The organism is Pseudomonas machongensis, from assembly GCF_034961125.1.
GTDB classification, from domain to species: Bacteria; Pseudomonadota; Gammaproteobacteria; order Pseudomonadales; family Pseudomonadaceae; genus Aquipseudomonas; species Aquipseudomonas machongensis.
The window spans coordinates 1-19,606 of sequence record NZ_JAYFUI010000197.1 but is presented as its reverse complement, the minus strand read 5'-3'; the positions used below and the strand labels follow the sequence as shown (position 1 = coordinate 19,606).

Sequence of the window (19,606 nt, the reverse complement as noted above, 5' to 3'; positions counted from 1 at the left end):
CGAGGCGTGGCCACCTCTGGCCCAGGCGCCTTGCACCTGCTCACCGGCCTGTACGATGCCCGCATGGCCCACCAGCCGGTGCTACCTGGCAAGAAGTGACCGCCCCCTCGGCGACCCGGCTGAACGTTTAGTCAGCCGGGCCTGTCGCACGACAGAGACGCAGCACACTGCGCGTACCCTGACCGTGAGGACCTCACCATGAGCGCGATCTCTTCCAATGGGGCTGAAACGCACCCCATCTGTCTGACCCTCAATGGTCAGTCCCGAACACTGCAGGTGCATCCTTGGGTCACCTTGCTCGACCTGCTGCGTGAGCAATTGGACCTGGTCGGTACCAAGAAAGGTTGCGACCATGGCCAGTGCGGCGCCTGCACGGTGCTACGCGATGGCAAGCGCGTCAATGCCTGCCTGACCTTGGCCATCATGTGCGACGGCGCCGACCTGGTGACCATCGAAGGACTGGCCAGCGGCGACGTCCTGCACCCCATGCAGCGCGCCTTCATTACCCACGATGCGTTCCAGTGCGGTTACTGCACCCCGGGGCAGATCTGCTCGGCAGTCGGATTGGCTCACGAGGGCCGTGCCGACAACCGGGAGGCCATTCGCGAGCAGATGAGCGGCAATCTTTGCCGCTGTGGTGCCTATGGCAACATCGTCGCGGCGGTGGAAGAAGCGCTGCCGTTGATGAGGGATGGGATCGAGCCACAACGAGGGCAGAATCCATGACACCCTTCAGCTACCACAAGCCCAACTCGGTCAGCGAAGCGGTGAACCTGGCTGACGCCTGCTCGCACTTCATCGCGGGTGGTACCAACCTCGTCGACCTGATGAAGGAAAACGTGGTTCGCCCCAAGCGCCTGATCGACATCTCCGGACTCGGGCTGAACGATATCCACCCTACTCCCGGCGGCGGCGTGCTGATCGGTGCACGGGTGAGCAATGCCGACCTGGCCTGGCACCCGATGATCGAGCAGCATTATCCATTGCTGTCAGACGCGATCCTGGCTGGGGCATCGCCGCAGTTGAGGAATATGGCCAGTACCGGTGGCAACTTGCTGCAACGTACCCGCTGCTACTACTTCTACGACACCGGCACCCCCTGCAACAAGCGCGAACCGGGCAGCGGATGCCCTGCGCGTACGGGCATGAACCGCATCCATGCCATTCTCGGCGCCAGCGATGCCTGTGTCGCGACCCATCCCTCGGACATGTGCGTGGCATTGGCAGCGCTCGAAGCCGTGGTGCACGTACAGGGGCCGTCCGGTGAGCGGCAGATACCCTTCGCGGATTTCCATCGCCTGCCCGAGGACACCCCCGAGCGCGACAATCAACTGGCGTTCGATGAACTGGTGACAGGCATCGAACTGCCGCCCCCAATGTTCGAACACCATTACTGTTACCTGAAAATACGCGACCGCGCCTCCTACGCGTTCGCGCTGGTATCAGTCGCTGCAGCCTTGAGCTTCGATGGCGAAGTGATCCAACAGGCCCGCCTGACGTTGGGCGGCGTTGCCCACAAGCCCTGGCGGGACCTGGCTGTCGAGCGCATGTTGGTCGGCCAGGTGCCTTCAGAAGCACTCTTCACCCGCGCCGCGCAAACGTTGCTGCAAGGTGCACAACCCCTGAGCCACAACGGTTTCAAGGTAACGCTCGCTCAGCGAGCAATCGTGCGTGCATTGGATGACGCGGCGCGCGGCGCCGCTAACGGGGGAGCACGACCATGATCAAAAGCACACCAGTAGTCGGCACGCCAATGGACCGGGTGGACGGCGTGGCAAAGGTCACCGGGCAGGCCCGCTATGCGGGCGAATACCCCGAGGCAGACCTGCTACACGGCAGCGTAGTGTCCAGTACCATCGCCCGCGGTCGGGTACTCGACATCGACAGCACGCAGGCCTTGCGCGTACCCGGGGTAATCGCCGTGCTCGACCATGGCCATCGCCCGCATATATCGAGTTATGACGACGACTATAGCGATGCCGACTCTGCCGAGGGCTCGCCGTTTCGGCCCTTGTTCAATGATCGAGTGCTCTACAGCGGGCAACCGGTAGCGCTGGTGGTCGCTCAAACCCTCGAACTGGCCCGGTATGCAGGCTCGCTGCTCAAGATCGACTATGCCGAGGAGGCTCACCAGACAGACCTGGGCGCATGCCAGCAGTCGCATCCGGCACCCGCCGAAACGCCGGCGCCGCGTGGCGATTTCGCCGGGCAGTTTGCCGGCGCGCCGGTGCAGGTGGATGCGACCTACCTGACGGCGAACGAGCACCACAACCCGATGGAGCCCCATGCGTCGACCGTGCACTACAAGGCCGACGGCACGCTGGAAATCCACGACAAGACCCAAGGCACGCAGAACTGCCAGGACTACCTGCACAAGGTGTTCGGCCTGCCCAAGGCCAATATTCGTGTGCGCGCGGCGTTCGTCGGCGGAGCCTTCGGCTCGGGCTTGCGCCCGCAGTACCAGTTGCCGCTGGCAGTGATGGCGGCGTTGCACCTGAAGCGCTCGGTGCGCGTGACCCTGACCCGCCAGCAGATGTTCACCTTTGGCTACCGACCCCGCACCGAGCAACGCTTGCGCCTGGGGGCAGACGCAAACGGGCGCTTGCTGGCAATCGCTCACGATGCGCTTGGCCAGACCTCCCGCTTCGAGGACTTCACCGAGCACCTGGTGGAATGGAGCGGCATGCTTTACCAGTGCGAAAACGTCGCGCTCAGCTATCGCTTGGCCTCGCTCGATGTGTACACCCCGCTGGACATGCGGGCACCTGGGGCCGGGTCTGGGATGATTGCGCTGGAATGCGCCATGGATGAGCTCGCTTGTGCAGCGAAGATCGACCCGGTCGAGCTGCGCCGGCGCAATTTCGCCGCCAACAATGGCAACGAGGGCAAGCCCTACTCCAGCAAGGAATTGCTGGCCTGCTACCAGCAAGGTGCCGAACGTTTCGGCTGGCATGAGCGCACACCCCAACCGCGCAGCATGCGCAATGGCAACCAATTGATCGGCTGGGGCATGGCCGGTGGCGTCTGGGAAGCCATGCAGATGAAGGCCAGCGCCAAGGCGCGCATCGATGCCAAGGGCCACCTCACCGTAAGCAGTGCCACCACCGATATCGGGACCGGCACCTATACCGTCATGACACAGATCGCAGCCGACGCTGCCGGCACCAGGGTGCAGGACGTCACCTTCGTGCTGGGTGACTCTTCACTGCCCACCGCACCGCTTCAGGGCGGATCGTTCACGGTGTCGTCGGTGGGCTCAGCCGTGCGCCAGGCCTGTCAGGTTCTGCGCACCAAGGTGCTGGAGCATGCGCGCAACCTGTATCCCCAGGTGGCCAGCACCCCCTCGGAGCAGATCGTTTTCGCCAATGGCTACTTGCACGCTGGTAGCCAGCGTTGGGCCTTGGCGGATATCGTGGCGAGCGCCCCCGACGGTGAGTTCGAAGTGCAGATCGACGCCGAGCCCGGCGCCCGACGCCAACCGTTCTCGACCGCCACGCATTCGGCGGTATTCGTGGAAGTCCACGTCGACGAAGACCTTGGCACGATCAAGGTGGTACGTGTGGTCAGCGCCGTGGCGGCTGGGCGCGTGGTCAACCCGAAAACCGCGCGTAGTCAGATCCTGGGAGGCGTGGTGTGGGGGGTGGGCATGGCTCTGCATGAAGCAGCGCTGACCGACCATCGGTTGGGCCGCATCGTCAATCACAACCTGGCGGAGTACCACATCCCGGTGAACGCAGACATCGAGGATATCGACGTGATCTTCGTTGAAGAGCACGACGAGATTGTCAATGAGCTCGGGTCCAAGGGCGTGGGCGAAATTGGCGTCGTCGGAGTGGCCGCTGCGGTGGCCAATGCGGTCTACCATGCCACGGGCAAGCGTGTGAGGGAGTTTCCCATCACGCTCGATAAAGTGCTCTGATCGGGTGGGGCCAAGTCCCCACCCGTTTTGCGCTGTCGGCAGCGCCTCGATGTGCTCGTGCACAATGCCGGCCATATGGTGTTCGGTCCGGCGGAGGCGTTCACGCCGGAACAACTGATGCAGCAATACGACGTCAATGTGCTGGGCACGCAACGTGTGAACCGCGCTGCCCTGCCCCACCTGCGCAAGCAGGGCAAGGGGTTGCTGGTCTGGGTCGGGTCCTCGTCCACGTGCGGCGGCACACTACCGTTCCTGGCGCCCTACTTCGCGGCGAAAGCTGCGATGGATGCATTGGCCGTGGCCTATTCGACCGAGCTGACGCGTTGGGGCATCGAGACCACCATCATGGTGCCAGGCGCGTTCACCAAAGGGACCAACCACTTCGCACTCCAGGGCGGACCTGTTGATGAAGCTGTTGGCCGAGGAACTGCGCCTATCCGAAGCACTGCCCATGCACTTGCCTTTGCCAACGGATGAACGGATCAGGTTCATCTGTGAGCATCTGCTCAGCTACCCGGACAACACCTTCACGGTCGCTGAGTGGGCTGAGCGGGTCGAGGTGACCAGCAAGACGGTACATCGGTTGTTCACGCGGGAAACCGGTATGTCGTTCGTGCAGTGGCGTGACCAAGCCAGGTTGCTGTTTGCGCTGCGCCAGATCGCCAATGGCCGGAAGATCATCGATATCGCCTTCGAGTGTGGCTATGCAAGCCCGAGTGCGTTCACCGCGATGTTCAGGCGGCATTTCGGGGTGCCGCCCTCGAGCTTTTACGACTGAGGGAAACCTCAACGTTGCTGGATAACCGCCAAGATGCTCTGCGCATCGCTGACCTCGAACTTGCCGGGCGCCTCGACCGCGAGGTGCCTGACCACGCCATCTTCGACCAGCATCGCGTAACGCTGGGAACGATGGCCCATGCCGCGAGCCGACAGATCCTGGCTCAAGCCCAGGGCTTTGGCGAATTCGCCATTGCCGTCGCCAATCATCTTCACCGCATCACCCACTTGCAGGCTGCTGCCCCAGGCATTCATGACGAAGGCATCGTTGACGGAAACGCAGAGGATTTCGTCGATACCCGCCGCGGAAAACGCATCGGCCGCAGCGACATAGCCGGGGACGTGACGTTCGGAACAGGTAGGTGTGAAGGCGCCGGGCAAGGCGAAAATCACCAGTTTGCGCTGCTGGCAGCGCTCGCGGATGGAAAAGGCGTTCGGGCCGATCGCGCAGGCACCCTCCCCGTTGCTGTAGGCGTACAGCGTGATATCAGGCAGTGAATCGCCGGTCTTGATCATGACTCTCTCCTAGGGTGGTGGGCTGCGCGTGGCGCGCGGCGGCCAGTTTTAGCAGGTTTGCGAGGACGATGCAGGGTTACGCGGTTTCTGAAAAAACTTTCATGTCTTGCAACCCTGGAAAACGGGATCAGCTAGTCGTCTATATGAATCCATCCGGTATATTCCTTCAAGAGACGTAACAAGACATTACAAGAAGGGGTTTCCGTTGGATATTTCACATGCCGCGTGGCTTGCCCACGACACCCGCCTGGTGCTCTGTTGCCTGGCGGCCATTACCACCATCATCGTGTTGATCAGCGTCACCAAGTTGCCGCCCTTCCTTTCGATCCTGATCGGTACCTTCGTGGCCGGCCTGGGCGCTGCCCTGCCGCCAGAGGAGGTGGCCAAGGCGTTCGGCAAAGGCGCTGGCAGTCTGCTGGGCGAGGCCGGGATCATCATTGCCCTGGGCGCGATGCTCGGCGCGCTGATGGCCGAGTCCGGGGCCGCTGATCGTATTGCCTCGACGCTGTTACGCCATGCCCGGGGCAAGGCGCTGCCCTGGGTGATGGCGCTGGTGGCGATGGTCATTGGCTTGCCGCTGTTCTTCGAAGTCGGCCTGGTGCTGATGGTGCCGGTGATCTTCGTCATCGCCCGTCAGTCTGGGCAGCCGCTGCTCAAGGTGACGATCCCGGCGCTCGCCGGGATGACCACCCTGCACGCGTTGATGCCTCCCCACCCTGGGCCGCTGATCGCAGTCAGCGCCCTGCATGCAGACCTGGGGATGACCATGTTGCTGGGCCTGTGCATCGCCGTACCGGCGGTGATCCTCGCCGGCCCGCTGTATGGCATCTGGATGTCGAAACGCCTGGACGTGCAGGAACCCGCGGAACTGGGTGCGCTGTTCACCGCCAAGGTCGAGACCCGGCGCAAGCCGAGCTTTGCCGTATCGCTGCTGATCATCCTGCTGCCAGTGCTGCTGATGCTGGGCAGTACGCTGGCCAAGGTCGCCATGGCGCCGCAAAGCACCCTGGCGCTGACCCTCAAGTTTCTCGGTGAGCCGCTGATTGCCCTGGGGCTGGCGGTGATCGCTGCGGTGATCTGCCTGGGCTGGTCGATCGGTATGGCCCGTGACCAGGTCGGCAGCGTACTGCGCAAGAGCCTGGCGCCGATCGCCGTGCTGTTGTTGACCATCGGAGCCGGTGGTGGCCTGAAACAGACCCTGCTCGAAGCCGGGATCAGCGACACGATCAGCAAGGTGGCCAGCGGCGCGCACCTGTCGTACGTGCTGTTGGCCTGGCTGATCGCGGTGGCGCTGCGCCAGGCGACAGGCTCGGCCACCGTTGCGACCACCACCACTGCCGGTATTCTCGCGCCATTGATGGCGGGCCTGGCGACCACCCAGAGTTCGCTGGTGGCACTGGCCATCGGTGCCGGCTCGGTATTCTTCTGCCATGTCAACGATGCCGGGTTCTGGATGGTCCGCGAGTACTTCGGGTTGCAACTCAAGCAGACGATCTGGGTGTGGTCGGTGCTGCAGACCATCGTCTCGGTGGTTGGGCTGGTCGGCACCCTGCTGCTGTGGCAATGGTTCCAGTAAGCGGCTAGTGACAGCGCAGCCACAGTGGCTGCGCTGTCGCCTCGGCGATCAGAGCGCTTGTGCCCTGCGGCGCTGCAACCTGATCCAGCAGGCCTGTACCGCTGCGCCTACCACGAAAATCCCCAACCATCCGGCCAGCGCGGCGCGCACCAGCGGCGACTCGGGGCCGTCCGCCAATGGCTGGCCGCTTGGCAGTCTCGTCAGGGTTTCGTTGATCCCCGGTACCAGCAGCAGGAAGAAGCTGAATGCGAATGCCAGCTGCGCCAGGTAGGGCCGCGCACGCCCCAGCAGGCTGACCTTGGGGATGACCAGTGCCGCTCCGACCGCCAGCAGCGCCAGGATGCCGAGCGCATGCCCGACGTTGAATCCGCCAGTACTGGAAAGCCCGAACGCGGTCAGTACCGACACCAGCATCCCGAACAGGTAGCCACGTGCAGCCGGCTCCCGTGGCTCGATCTGATGATGGCGCGCATAGCTGTAGAGCCCGGCGACGAAGGTCGCCACGCTGACAGCGGTATGGATGGCGCCAAGGGTTGAAATAGGGTGTGGCATGGCTGATGACTCCGTCTTTGTGAACAGGTTGCTACCGACTAGTAGGTAGGTGCATAGCTACAAAAAAAACCGCTGCTTCTGCACAGCGGCTTTTCACCGTGAAAACCTCAGGGTTGCCCATCACCCGCGAAATGCCGCGCGATCCAGCGCTCGCAGAGCGCCCAGAGCTCGGGTGCGCCGCGCTGAATGACCGGCCCGTAGCGCTCGATGACCTGCTGGCGCGATACACCGTTTTCGGACCAGGTGCCACCGCCGGTGAAGATGTTGATCAGCAGTGGCTGAAAACGGTCGAGCGCCTTGGCGAAACGCGCATCAGCAGTCTCGGCCTGCTCGAACTCCTGCCACAGTTCCAGCATCTGCGTGGCCTGTGGTTGCGGCAGCAGGCCAAACAGCCGCTGGGCTGCCTCGGACTCCTGCTCGGCCTGCAACTGGCTGGACGAGCCTCCATGAATTGGGTAATCGCCTACGTCGATCTCCACGATGTCGTGCAACAGCAGCATGCGGATGACCCGGTCGCTGTTCACTGCCCCGCTGGCATGCTCATTGAGGATCAACGCATACATGGCCAGGTGCCAGGAGTGTTCGGCGGAGTTTTCCTTGCGGCTCTGGTCCAGCAACGGTGATTGGCGACGCACGCTTTTCAACTGGTCGATCTGGCGCAGAAATTCCAGTTGCTGTTCCAGAGGGCTTGGCAGCATGGCTCAGGCTCCGGGGGCCGGAATCGGTGTGATCAGCCTGTCGATCAGCGGCTGCGTGATGAGCCCGAATACGCCAGGCTCGCCATAGGCGCGGGCAGACAACATGGCGCCATGCACGGCAGCCATGAAACGCTCAGCCTCAGCCTGAGGGGTATCGGAGAGGGTCAGACTGCCCACCTGCGCGCCGCGCTCGAGCACTGTGGTAATCCAGGCCGAGAGGCTGCGGAAATGCGCCCTCACCTCAGTGGCGACTTCGGCAGGCAATACCGGTATCTGAGTGGCGAGCAAGGCACACACGCAATAGCCCTTGCTGGCCTCGCCGACGCATTCCAGCCAATAGCCTATATAGGCCCTGAGCTGGTCGACGGGGGCGGGAAAGTAACGCTCCAGGGCAGCCATGCCGGCCTTGGCCTCTTCGCGGTATTGCGCGACCAGAACGCGCACCAGGTCCGCCTTGGTGGGGAAATGGTGATGGATGCTGGCTTTGCGTATCCCGACGCTCTCGGCGATGTCGGCGTAGCTGAAGCTGTTGTACCCGCCCGTGATGATCAGGGTGCGGGCGCACTGGAGAATGTCGGAGTAGGTCGTGGATTGAGTGCTCATGAACGGCACCCTACCTCCTGGTAGGGACATGGTCAACCGCCGTGAGCGTTCTTTCAATCAGCCCGGTAATCGCAGCAGAGCACATTTGTACTCCGCCGTTGCAAAGCCTATTTTCCCGGGACTGGCCAGGGTGGAAATGGCAGAAGTTAAAATATTATTCACATGCGCTAATGATTCTCATTGAAGTAGATTTCCCGGCGACCTCGCCATGGGGTCGATGCCTTCAGCCATCCCGGGAGAATCATGCTAGTCCCCTTCCTCATCATGCTCCGCGAGGGCATCGAAGCCGCGCTGATTGTCGGCATCATCGCCAGCTACCTGCGCCAGACCGGCCGTGGCCAGTGGATGCCGGCCGTGTGGATCGGCGTGTTTCTCGCCGCAGCCCTTTCCCTCTTCGTCGGCGCCGGCCTTGAGCTGATGAGCAGCGAGTTCCCGCAGAAACAGCAGGAACTCTTCGAAGCGCTGGTCGGGCTGGTCGCGGTGGTGATCCTCAGCTCCATGGTGCTGTGGATGCGCAAAGTGGCACGTTCGATCAAGCACGCGTTGCACGTCTCGCTTGATGCCGCGCTCGCGGGTTCGAAGCACCAGGCCTGGGCGCTGATCGCCATGGTGTTCTTCGCCGTCGCTCGCGAGGGCCTGGAGACGGTGTTCTTCCTGTTGGCGGTGTTCCAGCAGAGCGAGGGTCCTGCAGCACCGCTGGGCGCCCTGCTTGGGCTGGTGGTGGCGATCCTGGTGGGGTTGGCGCTGTACTCCGGCAGCCTGCGCCTGAACCTGGCGCAGTTCTTCCGCTGGACAGGCCTGTTCATCCTCGTGGTGGCGGCGGGGATCCTTGCCAACTCGGTGCAGGCGCTGCACGAGGCCGGGGTCTGGAATGCGCTGCAGGGGGTGGTCTTCGATATCAGCCATAGCCTGCCGATGGATGGCCCCACCGGATCGGTGCTGGCGGGGATGTTCGGTTACCAGGACACCCCGACCGTGAGCACCCTCGGGGCCTACCTGCTCTATCTGGTCGGTGCGCTGGTGCTGTTCTTCTGGCCGGCACCGGCCAAGCCTTCCTCTTCCCACGTTGCACAGAAACAAGGGTAAGCATGACCAGTCACGAGACCGGCGCCGCCGGCAAGCCCCCCTCCCCCCGTGTACTGAGCCTGGCGGTTGCCGGCAGTGCCCTGTTGATGGTCGGTGCGGGCCTGGTGTTCTTCTATGCCTCGCACCAGGCCCAGGCCAGGCGTGCGGCCAACGCCGGACATGAAACGCTGATCACCATCCGCGATCACGCCTGCGAGCCGAACGACCTGAGCGTCCCGGCCGGGCCCAACAGTTTCCGCATCGTCAACCAGTCGCAACGCGCCGTCGAGTGGGAGATTCTCGATGGCGTGCTGGTGATCGAGGAGCGCGAGAACATCGCGCCGGGCTTGTCACAGGTGATCAACGCCACACTGCAGCCGGGTCGCTACGCGATCACCTGCGGTTTGCTCAGCAACCCCCGTGGCAGCTTGACCGTCACCCCGACCGCCGCCTCCGAAGCGGCCGCCAAGGCGCGCCCCGCACTGACCGCCTTTATCGGGCCGCTGTCCGAATACCGCGTCTACCTGGCCAGCCAGGGCAGCGCCCTGGTGCGGGCAGGCCAAGCGCTCAAGGACGCGATCCAGGCCGGCGACCTGCAGCAGGCGCAAGCTGCCTATGGCGCAGCGCGGGTGATCTACCAGCGCATCGCCCCGGCCAGCCAGCGCCTGGCTGAACTGGACAATCGGATCAATGCCCGCGCCGACTACTTCGAACAGCGTGAGCAGGACCCGGCGTTCGCGGGCTTGCACCGCATCGAGTACGGCCTGTTCCAACAGCGCACCACTGCAGGGTTGGCACCGGTGGCCGAGGCAATGCTGCGCGACCTGAGCGAACTCAAGACGCAGCTGCTTGCCCAGTCCATCGCGCCGCAGCAATTCACCGAGGCGGTCGTGCGCAGCCTGCGCAACCTTGCACAGATCCGCAGCAGCGGCGAAGAGGAACGCTACAGCCACCTCGACCTGCCGGGTTTTGCCGCCAACCTCGAAGGTGTGCGCAAAGTGATCGATCTGTTGCGCCCCTTGTTGGCCAGGACCGGCCCTGAGCCGTTAGCGACAGTCGATAGCGCCATGACTCGTTTCGAGCAGCACCTGCAGGCCCTGCGCGGCGCCGAGGGCTACCTGCCCTACGACCAGGTGCCACAGGCGCAGAAACAGCAGATCGCAGCCGATGCCGAAGCACTGGCTAGCGCGATCGCGGCCATCGATCAGGCCCTTGGCCTGGCCGACCAGTAAAGACAAGCGAGCCCCAGATGACAGACCGCGATACCCGTAACGCCCCGCAATCCCAAGAGCGCCGCCGCCTGCTGGCAGGCCTTGGTGTGGCAGGCGTCGCCATGGCCACCGGCAACGCGCTGGCGGCTCCCTCACCGGCCAAGGTCACCGAAGCCCCGCACAGCGACCGCACGCAAGAGCGCAACGCCTGGATCGGCGAACATCAACCGGGTGTGGTGACACCGCGTCCTACCGCCGGGATGTTCGTCGCCTTCGATGTCCTGGCCCAGGACAGGCAGGATCTCGAACGCCTGTTCCGCACGCTGGACCAGCGCATCCGCTTCCTGATGGCTGGCGGCCCGGTTCCCCAGGTCGACCCGAAGCTTCCGCCAGCGGACTCGGGCATCCTTGGCCCGGTCGTCACGCCGGACAACCTGACCATCACGGTGTCGGTCGGCGAGTCGCTGTTCGACGAGCGATTCGGCCTCACCGGCGCCAAGCCCAAGCGCCTGAGCCGCATGCCCGGCTTCCCCAACGACGCGCTGGAGGCCGAGCGCTGCCATGGCGACCTGGGGTTGCAGTTCTGCTCCAACGCGCCGGACACCAACATCCACGCCCTGCGCGACATCATCAAGAACCTGCCTGACCTGCTCTACGTACGCTGGAAACAGGAAGGCTCGGTGCCGCCGCAGGCACCGCGCAAGGCGGCGGAGCCCGAGCAGAGTGCGCGCAACTTCCTCGGTTTTCGTGACGGCTCGGCCAACCCCGACTCCAGCGACGCGGCACTGATGAACCAGCTGGTCTGGGTACAGCATGGCGACGAACCTGCCTGGGCGGTCGGTGGCACCTACCAGGTGGTGCGGATCATCCGCAATCTGGTCGAGCGCTGGGACCGCACGCCATTGCAGGAGCAGGAGTCGATCTTCGGCCGCAAGAAAGCCAGCGGCGCGCCCATGGACGGCCAGCGCGAAACCGACGTACCTGATTACACCAAGGACCCGGAAGGCAAGCTGACCCGTCTGGACGCCCATATTCGCCTGGCCAATCCGCGCACTGCGGCCAGCCAGCCCAACCTGATCCTGCGCCGGCCTTTCAACTACTCCAGCGGCGTGAACAAGAACGGGCAACTGGATATGGGGCTGCTGTTCATCTGCTACCAGGCCGACCTGGAAAAGGGCTTCATCACCGTCCAGAACCGCCTCAACGGCGAGCCGCTGGAGGAATACATCAAGCCGGTCGGGGGCGGGTACTTCTTCGCCCTCCCCGGCGTAAAGAACGATCACGACTTCATCGGTCGTTCGCTGCTCGACGCTGCCACCCCCACAACAACCGCCTGACACGACACAGAAACGGATCAGGACATCGCCATGAACAAGACCCGCCTCGCCCTGTTGCTCACGCTTGCCCCGCTGTTCGCCAATGCTGCGGTTGACCCGCTGACCCTGGTGCAGCCGGTGTCGGACTACAAGATCTATGTCACCGAGAAGGTCGATCAGCTGGTGAGCGACACCGAGCAGTTCACCCATGCAGTGAAGAAGGGAGACCTGGCCAAGGCCAAGGCGCTGTATGCCACGACCCGGGTCAACTATGAAGCCGTCGAGCCGATCGCCGAGCTGTTCAGCGACCTGGACGCGGCCATCGACTCGCGGGTGGACGATCACGAAAAAGGTGTCGAGGCCGATGACTTCACCGGCTTCCATCGCCTGGAGTACGCGCTGTTCGACAAGAACACCACCGACGGCCAAGGCCCGATTGCCGACAAGCTGATCGCCGACGTGAAAGACCTGCAGGGCCGTATTGCAACCCTGACCTTCCCGCCAGAAAAAGTCGTCGGCGGTGCGGCAGCGTTGCTCGAAGAAGTGGCCGCGACCAAGGTTTCGGGTGAGGAGGATCGCTACAGTCACACCGACCTGTACGACTTCCAGGGCAACATCGACGGGGCCCAGAAGATCTTCGAGCTGTTCCGCAGCCACCTGGAATCCCAGGACAAGGCGTTCGTCGCCAAGGTCGACAAGAACTTCGCCACCGTCAACAAGCTGCTGGCCAAGTACAAGACCCAGGACGGCGGGTTCCAGTCCTACGACAAGGTGGCCGAGCGTGATCGCAAGGCCATGGTCGGGCCGGTCAATACCCTGGCCGAAGACTTGTCGACCTTGCGCGGCAAGTTGGGTTTGAACTGATCTTCAATAACGCGGTTGTTCTTTTCGCAGGCACGCCCGCGAAAAGAACAACACCCTCGCCTCGGCCATAACTACCGCACGAATGAAATATATTTAAAACTCCCCACGGCCTACCCCTTTTCTAAACTTTGTTTCATCGAAAACCCGGCCAATCTCCCCTTCTATTCATCGTCCCCCAGGCATAAAGCGTGGAGAATGGCGCGCCGCTCGCCATGCCCGCTCCCGGACCTGCGCCGCTACGAGTGGCGGCCGGCGCTGTGCTGCATGGCTGCGCCACTTTCAGCTTTGAACGGATAGGCGCTGCGCTAAACAGAGATTGTCTATCCGGGCAAGTTCTCAAGGCGAACAAGTCAGTCCCAACGAATGTCGCGAACCTACTGATGACTTTAAGTTCATTTCAACGTTTCGATGTCGCCACTTAACATTGAACTGCGGATGACTTACCCGTCTTGAGGAAATGTATGAACACGCACGCACTGATCACCTTTACCGCTACCCCCGAACGCATCCTGATTACCGGCGCCACGGGCTTCCTCGGCGGGTCGGTCGTCGCCCAGCTGATCGCCAACGGCCAAGGCCCGCAACTGGTGTTTCTGGTCCGCGCCGAAAACGCCGGGCAAGGGCTGGAGCGCCTGCGCGGCAACCTGCAACAGCATGGCGTCAGCCATGCCGAATGCCTGGCGCTGAACGCAGAGCAGATCATTTGCGGCGACTTCCTCGACACCTCCTGGCTGGCGCACGAAACGCCGCGCCTGCTGGACGTCGACCGGGTCATCAACTGCGCTGCCGTGGCGTCGTTCTCGAAGAACCCGACCATCTGGCCAGTCAACGTCGAGGGCACCTTCGCCTTCGCCGAGGTGATGAGCCGCTCCAAACGCCTCAAGCGTTTCCTCCATGTGGGCACAGCCATGTGCTGCGGCCCTGAGCGTGAATCGCCGATCAGCGAGTCCTGGGAGTTCCCGGACGCCGAACAGCAACTGGTGGACTACACCGCTTCCAAGGCCGAGATCGAACGACGCATGCGCGAGGAACTGCCGGCCCTGCCGCTGGTGGTGGCACGCCCCTCGATCGTGGTTGGTCACCGCAGCCTGGGTTGCCAGGCCTCTGGCAGCATCTTCTGGGTGTTCCGCATGGGCTTCGCCCTGGAAAGCTTCACTTGTGGCCTCGACGAACAGATCGACGTGATTCCGGTGGACTACTGCGCCGAGGCGCTGATCGGCCTGACCCTCAAGCCGCGCCTGAGCCACGACCTCTACCACATCTCCGCCGGGCATGATTCGGCGTGTACCTTCGCCGAGATCGACCAGGCGTTCGCCCTGGCCAATGGTGCCGCGCCGGTGGGCGAGCGCTACCGCAAGATCGATGTCGACAACCTCAAGGAGCTGGCCGCCAGCTTCGAGTCGCGCATCGGCCCGGCCAACCCGCGCCTGGTCCTGCGGGCGCTGCGCCTGTACAGCGGCTTTGCCGACCTGAACTACCTGTTCGACAACCGCCGCCTGCTTGATGAGGGCATTGCCGTGCCGCCGCGTTTCACCGACTACCTGGATGTGTGCGTACGTTCTTCCAGCGGCGTGAGCATCGCGACCCAGATGCAGTGGGATTTCAAGTAAGCAGGCGCTTCGCGGGTGAGCCCTTCGCGGGCAAGCCCGCTCTCACAGGGCAGTCTCAGAGCGTCACCAACCCGTGCTCCAGCGCGTACTTCACCAGTGCCGCCGGAGTATCGATATTCAGCTTGCGCCGGATGCTCAGCCTGAAGGTCTCCACCGTGCGCACGCTGATGCCCAGCTCCCGGGCCATCTCCTTGTTGTTGCTACCCCTGGCGATCATCGCCAGCACCTGTAGCTCACGCGGAGTCAGGTCGTTCTCGTCGCGCCCGCTGCTGACCAGCTTGCGGGCGATTTCCGGGCTGTAGAAACTGCCACCGGCAGCAATTGCCTCGATCGCGGCTATCAGCTCGGTGGAGGGTGCGTTCTTCAGCACATAGCCCCTCGCCCCCGCCGTGATCGAGGTGCGCACATACTCCTGGTTGTCGTACATGCTCAGCATCAGCACCCTGATGCCGGGGTACAAACCACACAGGCGGCGGGTCAGCTCCAGGCCGTTCATGTCCTGCAGGCCAACATCCACCAACAGGATGTCCAGCTCCAGCGACGCCACCAGCTCAAGCGCCTGGGCGCCGGATTCAGCCTGGCCGACCACCTGGAAATGGGCAATCGCGCCCAGCAGTGCCTTGACGCCGTCGCGTACCAGCACATGGTCGTCGACCAGGGCAATGCGGATTGGTGTGGTCTCGCTCATGCAAGCCTCGGGTTGTTCATGGGTATCTGGACCTGCAGCTCGGTGCGCCCGGCAGACGACGCAATGCTGAAACTGCCCCGGTGGTGTTCGACCCGCTCGCGCAGGTTGCGCAGGCCAATGCCGTGGCTTTCGTACGCCGCACTCGGGTCGAAGCCTCTCCCGTTGTCCTCCACGCGCAGTACCAGCAACCCGTCGTGAGCAGAGATGGAAATGATCGCGACACTGGCCTTGGCGTGGCGGTCAACATTGGCCAGCGCCTCCTGGATGATACGGAACAGCGTCAGCGAAAGCTCGGCATCCACCTCGATGTCCGTCAGCCCGCACTCGTACTGGGTACGAATGCCAGTGCGCTGCTCGAAGTCGCGCACATGCTGGTCGATGGCCGGCGAAAGGCCCAGGGTGTCGAGCAGCGAGGGACGCAGGTCATGGGAGATCCGCCGCACTTCACCGATCGCCGAAGCCAGGCGAGTGGTGCCGTTGCGCAGGTTGTCCAGCCCGCCGGCGCGGCCGTTGTCCAGCTCCATCGCGGCGAGCTCGAACTGGAACTTGATCGACACCAGTTCCTGGCTGATGCCGTCGTGCAGTTCGCGCGCCACCCGCGAACGCTCCTCCTCCTGCAGATCGACGATACGCTGGTTGAGCGCCGACAGCTTGCGATCGGCCAGGCGGTGCTCGCTGACATTGAGCATCAACCCGCCGGCAAAGATGACCAGTACCGCCAGTAACGAGAAGGACGCGATCGCCAGCACCGTGGTCAGCACGCCGGAGGCCACCTCCTGACGCGACTTGAGCGTGGCCACCTCGACATCGTCGATGTAGATACCGGTGCCGAGCATCCAGCCCCAGCGCTCGAGCATCACCACATAGGCCAGTTTGCCGGTGGACTGCCCGGTGGAGGGCTTCTGCCAGTCATAAAGCTGGTAGCCGTCACCGCGTTCGGCGCTCTTGAGCAGCGCCTGGATCACCAGCAGGCCCTTGTTGTCGGTCATGCCGATGAGGTCCTTGCCCACCAGTTCGGCCTGGCGCGGATGCATCAGGCTCTTGCCGTGGCGATCGTAGACGAAGAAGTAGCCGTCCAGGCCGAAACTGGCCCGCGACAGGATCTGCAAGGCACGCTGGCGGGTGTCGTCATCGTCGGCGCCGCTGTCGTACAACGGCGCGATCAAGCTCATGGCCAGGCCCAGGTAGTTCTTCAGCTCGGCCTTTTTCGCCGCCATGATGCTGCTTTCGACCAGGCGCGCCTGGTCCTCCTCGAGCTTGCGGCTCTGGGCGAACACCAGGATGCAGATGAACAGCACCGACACGATCAGCGGCAAGACACTGAGCGTGACGATCTTGTGCTTGAGTTGCATGGTCACTCCGGTTGCGGGGGCGGCGCGGCGTCAGCTTCGCCTGTGGCCCCGACAAATGACAAGGGCGCCACGACAAGCGTGGCGCCCCTTTTACACGGCAATCAATTCAGCAGCAACGCGTCGGACGTCCGCTGGCACCGTTGTAGCGTGCGTCCTGGCGCTCGCGGAAGAACGCCTTGCGGCTCATCACCGGCTCGCCGGGGTGCTGGGCCTGCATATGCTCGAGGTAGGTGTCGTAGTCGGGCATGCCGACCAGCATGCGCGCGGCCTGCCCCATGCATTGGCCCATCTTGCTCAGTTTGTTGAACATCGCAGCTTTCCTCAGGCGTCGGGGATTGGCTGGAACGGCGACTCCTTGTCGCTGCGCTCAGGCTTGACCCAGGCTCGCCGGCCGACCTTCACGGCAAAGCACAGGATGCTCAGCACCACGAACAGGAACAACCCGGTCAGCACGGCGTTGGTGTAGGCGTTGAAGATCACATGCTGCATCTGCGCCAGGTCCTTGGCCGGTGCCAGCACCTGCCCGGCTGCGGCGGCATCGCTGTACTTGCGCGCCAGCGCCAGGAAGCCCATGCCTGGGTTGGGGTCGAACAGCTTGATCAGGCCCGCGGTGGTGGTGCAGATCAGCAGCCATACGGCCGGCAACAAGGTGACCCAGACATACTGCTGGCGCTTCATGCGGATCAGCACCACCGAGGCGAGCATCAGGGCGATGCCGGCCAGCATCTGGTTGGAGATGCCGAACAGCGGCCACAGGGTGTTGATGCCGCCCAGTGGATCAATCACCCCCTGGTACAGCAACCAGCCCCACATCGCCACGCAGCCGGCGGTGGCCACCACGTTGGCGGTCCAGGAGTCGGTCTTTTTCAAGGCAGGCACGAAGTTGCCCAGCAGGTCCTGCAGCATGAAGCGCCCGGCACGCGTACCGGCATCCACGGCGGTCAGGATGAACAGCGCCTCGAACAGGATCGCGAAGTGGTACCAGAAGGCCATGGTGTTCTCACCCGGCAGCGCCTGGTGCAGGATCTGCGCGATCCCCACCGCCAGCGTCGGCGCACCACCGGCACGGGCCAGGATCGAGTGCTCGCCGATGTCGGTCGCGGTCTGCTGGAGGATTTCCGGAGTGATGGTGAAACCCCAGTTGCTGACCGTCTGCGCCACGGTGACCACATCGCCACCGACCACGGCGGCCGGGCTGTTCATGGCGAAGTACACACCTGGCTCGATCACCGAGGCGGCGACCATGGCCATGATCGCCACGAACGATTCCATCAGCATGGCGCCGTAGCCGATGTAGCGGGCATGGCTTTCGTTGGCCAGCAGTTTGGGCGTGGTGCCGGAGCTGATCAGCGCATGGAAGCCCGACACCGCGCCGCAGGCGATGGTGATGAACAGGAACGGGAACAGCGCCCCCTTCCACACGGGGCCTGTGCCGTCGACGAACTGGGTGATGGCCGGCATCTTCAGCTCAGGCGCGATCACCAGGATGCCGATGGCCAGCGCGACGATGGTGCCGATCTTGAGGAAGGTCGAGAGGTAGTCGCGTGGTGCCAGGATCAGCCAGATCGGCAGCACGGCGGCGACGAAACCATAGCCGATCAGCATCCAGGTGATCTGCACACCGGTGAAGGTGAACGCAGGGCCCCACACCGGATCTGCGGCAACCAGACCGCCGCCCCAGATCGATGCAAGCATCAGCAGCACGCCGATCACCGAGATCTCGCCGATGCGCCCTGGGCGCAGGTAGCGCAGGTACACCCCCATGAACATGGCGATCGGGATGGTCGCCATCACCGTGAACATGCCCCACGGGCTCTCGGCCAGGGCCTTGACCACGATCAGCGACAGCACCGCAAGGATGATGATCATGATCAGGAAAGTGCCGAACAGCGCGATGGTTCCGGGGATCGAGCCCATTTCCTCGCGTACCAGGTCGCCCAGGGAGCGGCCATTGCGGCGGGTGGAGATGAACAGGACCATGAAGTCCTGCACGGCCCCTGCCAGTACCACACCGGCAATCAGCCAGAGCGTGCCGGGCAAGTAGCCCATCTGCGCGGCGAGCACCGGGCCGACCAGCGGGCCGGCGCCAGCGATGGCGGCGAAGTGATGGCCGAAGAGGATGTGCTTGTTGGTCGGTACGTAGTCCAGCCCGTCGTTGTGCAGCACGGCCGGGGTGGCGCGGGTGGAGTCCAGTTGCATCACCTTGTTGGCGATGAACAGGCTGTAGTAGCGGTAGGCAACGAGGTAGATGGCGACTGCTGCGGTGACGATCCACAGGGCGCTGATGGCTTCGCCCCTGCGCAACGCCACGGTGCCCAGCGCGAATGCGCCCAGCAAGGCAATGGCGAACCAGGCAATTCGGGTAGCCAGTTTGGTCATCGGGATTTCTCCTGTCGCGACGGGTGTGCCGGCGACGGTTTTTGTTTTTGTGAGTGCCCGGGTAGGGACGACGACACTCTCGGCGTACTGGGTCCCCAAGAACATTCGCAGTACTACGCGTAAGTGCTACGTAGAACTACGTAGATGGGTGTCAGTGAGGGCTGCGGTGCGCTTTTCGCGGGCAAGCCCGCTTGTATGGTTAGACTTGAAGGGGTGGTGGGACTAAATGCCCGATTCTGACTGTTCGCAGCAGTACAGACCGTGGGAGACATCGCCCCACCCCTTCCACCAAAGCGCCGATAAAGAATGCATCGTTTGCAAGCGACGATAGAAGCAAGCCAGCGCCTCTTGGTGAAACCCCCTCAAGCCCCGAAACCATAACGTGAGGTACCGCCCATGGCAATGCAGGTAGACAGATTGATCGTGGGTGTGGACGTTGCAAAAGCTGAGCTGGTTATTCATCACGATGATCGCGACGAG

20 protein-coding genes and 1 pseudogene are annotated in these 19,606 nt (G+C 63.4%); 12 read left to right on the top strand and 9 right to left on the bottom strand.

Annotated features, from left to right (window positions below):
• Window positions 1-6: 6 nt before the first annotated feature.
• The 6 genes and pseudogenes from VA602_RS26920 to VA602_RS25895 form a co-directional block, all read left to right on the top strand.
• A pseudogene (locus VA602_RS26920) lies at window positions 7-84 on the top strand (hypothetical protein); the annotation flags it as partial.
• 114 nt (window positions 85-198) lie between these two features.
• On the top strand, window positions 199-726 hold the full coding sequence (locus tag VA602_RS25915) for a (2Fe-2S)-binding protein (RefSeq protein ID WP_323454706.1): 528 nt from the start codon (window positions 199-201) through the stop codon (window positions 724-726).
• Window positions 723-1,724 (top strand): FAD binding domain-containing protein, encoded by a 1,002-nt coding sequence (locus VA602_RS25910; protein WP_323454705.1) that lies wholly within the window; start codon window positions 723-725, stop codon window positions 1,722-1,724. Before VA602_RS25915 ends, VA602_RS25910 begins: the two co-directional genes overlap by 4 nt.
• Window positions 1,721-3,919: a xanthine dehydrogenase family protein molybdopterin-binding subunit gene (locus tag VA602_RS25905; protein WP_323454704.1), complete on the top strand. Its 2,199-nt coding sequence runs from the start codon at window positions 1,721-1,723 to the stop codon at window positions 3,917-3,919. Before VA602_RS25910 ends, VA602_RS25905 begins: the two co-directional genes overlap by 4 nt.
• A 51-nt stretch (window positions 3,920-3,970) precedes the next feature.
• Entirely contained in the window at window positions 3,971-4,396 is a 426-nt protein-coding gene (locus VA602_RS25900; RefSeq protein ID WP_323454703.1) for an SDR family NAD(P)-dependent oxidoreductase, read from the top strand.
• A complete protein-coding gene (locus VA602_RS25895; protein WP_323454702.1) occupies window positions 4,371-4,697 on the top strand; it encodes a helix-turn-helix transcriptional regulator in 327 nt (108 codons plus the stop codon). The genes VA602_RS25900 and VA602_RS25895 overlap by 26 nt, the downstream gene beginning before the upstream one ends.
• A gap of 8 nt (window positions 4,698-4,705) precedes the next feature.
• On the opposite strand, the gene VA602_RS25890 is transcribed toward VA602_RS25895, so the two are convergent.
• Window positions 4,706-5,212 (bottom strand): peroxiredoxin, encoded by a 507-nt coding sequence (locus tag VA602_RS25890; RefSeq protein WP_323454701.1) that lies wholly within the window; start codon window positions 5,210-5,212, stop codon window positions 4,706-4,708.
• 205 nt (window positions 5,213-5,417) lie between these two features.
• On the opposite strand from VA602_RS25890, the gene VA602_RS25885 reads away from it, so the two are divergent.
• Window positions 5,418-6,788 (top strand): GntT/GntP/DsdX family permease, encoded by a 1,371-nt coding sequence (locus VA602_RS25885; protein ID WP_323454700.1) that lies wholly within the window; start codon window positions 5,418-5,420, stop codon window positions 6,786-6,788.
• 48 nt (window positions 6,789-6,836) lie between these two features.
• On the opposite strand, the gene VA602_RS25880 is transcribed toward VA602_RS25885, so the two are convergent.
• The 3 genes from VA602_RS25880 to VA602_RS25870 form a co-directional block, all read right to left on the bottom strand.
• Window positions 6,837-7,340 carry a hypothetical protein gene (locus tag VA602_RS25880; protein ID WP_323454699.1) on the bottom strand — a complete coding sequence of 168 codons (504 nt, stop codon included), beginning with the start codon at window positions 7,338-7,340 and terminating at the stop codon, window positions 6,837-6,839.
• Window positions 7,341-7,447: 107 nt separating this feature from the next.
• Window positions 7,448-8,038 carry an HD domain-containing protein gene (locus tag VA602_RS25875; RefSeq protein ID WP_323454698.1) on the bottom strand — a complete coding sequence of 197 codons (591 nt, stop codon included), beginning with the start codon at window positions 8,036-8,038 and terminating at the stop codon, window positions 7,448-7,450.
• A gap of 3 nt (window positions 8,039-8,041) precedes the next feature.
• The gene (locus tag VA602_RS25870) at window positions 8,042-8,641 is read right to left on the bottom strand and encodes a TetR/AcrR family transcriptional regulator (RefSeq protein WP_153773647.1); all 600 of its coding nucleotides are present in this window, start codon (window positions 8,639-8,641) and stop codon (window positions 8,042-8,044) included.
• Between the two features lie 243 nt (window positions 8,642-8,884).
• Between VA602_RS25870 and efeU the strand changes: the two genes are divergently transcribed.
• The 5 genes from efeU (at window position 8,885) to cprA (ending at window position 14,707) form a co-directional block, all read left to right on the top strand.
• Window positions 8,885-9,727 carry an iron uptake transporter permease EfeU gene (gene efeU / locus VA602_RS25865; RefSeq protein ID WP_323454697.1) on the top strand — a complete coding sequence of 281 codons (843 nt, stop codon included), beginning with the start codon at window positions 8,885-8,887 and terminating at the stop codon, window positions 9,725-9,727.
• Between the two features lie 2 nt (window positions 9,728-9,729).
• Window positions 9,730-10,938 (top strand): iron uptake system protein EfeO, encoded by a 1,209-nt coding sequence (efeO, locus tag VA602_RS25860; protein WP_323454696.1) that lies wholly within the window; start codon window positions 9,730-9,732, stop codon window positions 10,936-10,938.
• A gap of 17 nt (window positions 10,939-10,955) precedes the next feature.
• Window positions 10,956-12,254 (top strand): iron uptake transporter deferrochelatase/peroxidase subunit, encoded by a 1,299-nt coding sequence (gene efeB, locus VA602_RS25855; RefSeq protein ID WP_323454695.1) that lies wholly within the window; start codon window positions 10,956-10,958, stop codon window positions 12,252-12,254.
• Between the two features lie 30 nt (window positions 12,255-12,284).
• Window positions 12,285-13,097, top strand: coding sequence for an iron uptake system protein EfeO (efeO, locus tag VA602_RS25850; RefSeq protein WP_323454694.1), 813 nt, complete (start codon window positions 12,285-12,287; stop codon window positions 13,095-13,097).
• A gap of 461 nt (window positions 13,098-13,558) precedes the next feature.
• Complete coding sequence (gene cprA / locus VA602_RS25845; protein ID WP_323454693.1) at window positions 13,559-14,707, top strand: cationic peptide resistance protein CprA; 1,149 nt, start codon at window positions 13,559-13,561, stop codon at window positions 14,705-14,707.
• A gap of 55 nt (window positions 14,708-14,762) precedes the next feature.
• Here the strand turns inward: cprA and VA602_RS25840 are convergent, their stop codons facing one another.
• The 5 genes from VA602_RS25840 to VA602_RS25820 all read right to left on the bottom strand — a co-directional run.
• Entirely contained in the window at window positions 14,763-15,395 is a 633-nt protein-coding gene (locus tag VA602_RS25840) for a response regulator (protein WP_063544901.1), read from the bottom strand.
• On the bottom strand, window positions 15,392-16,747 hold the full coding sequence (locus tag VA602_RS25835; protein ID WP_323454692.1) for a cache domain-containing protein: 1,356 nt from the start codon (window positions 16,745-16,747) through the stop codon (window positions 15,392-15,394). The genes VA602_RS25840 and VA602_RS25835 overlap by 4 nt, the downstream gene beginning before the upstream one ends.
• A gap of 106 nt (window positions 16,748-16,853) precedes the next feature.
• Entirely contained in the window at window positions 16,854-17,057 is a 204-nt protein-coding gene (locus tag VA602_RS25830; RefSeq protein WP_153773642.1) for a YbdD/YjiX family protein, read from the bottom strand.
• An 11-nt stretch (window positions 17,058-17,068) separates the two neighbouring features.
• A complete protein-coding gene (locus tag VA602_RS25825; RefSeq protein ID WP_065862908.1) occupies window positions 17,069-19,126 on the bottom strand; it encodes a carbon starvation CstA family protein in 2,058 nt (685 codons plus the stop codon).
• A 222-nt stretch (window positions 19,127-19,348) separates the two neighbouring features.
• Window positions 19,349-19,606 (bottom strand): hypothetical protein (locus VA602_RS25820; RefSeq protein ID WP_323454691.1); only part of this gene is annotated, 258 nt, incomplete at its 5' end.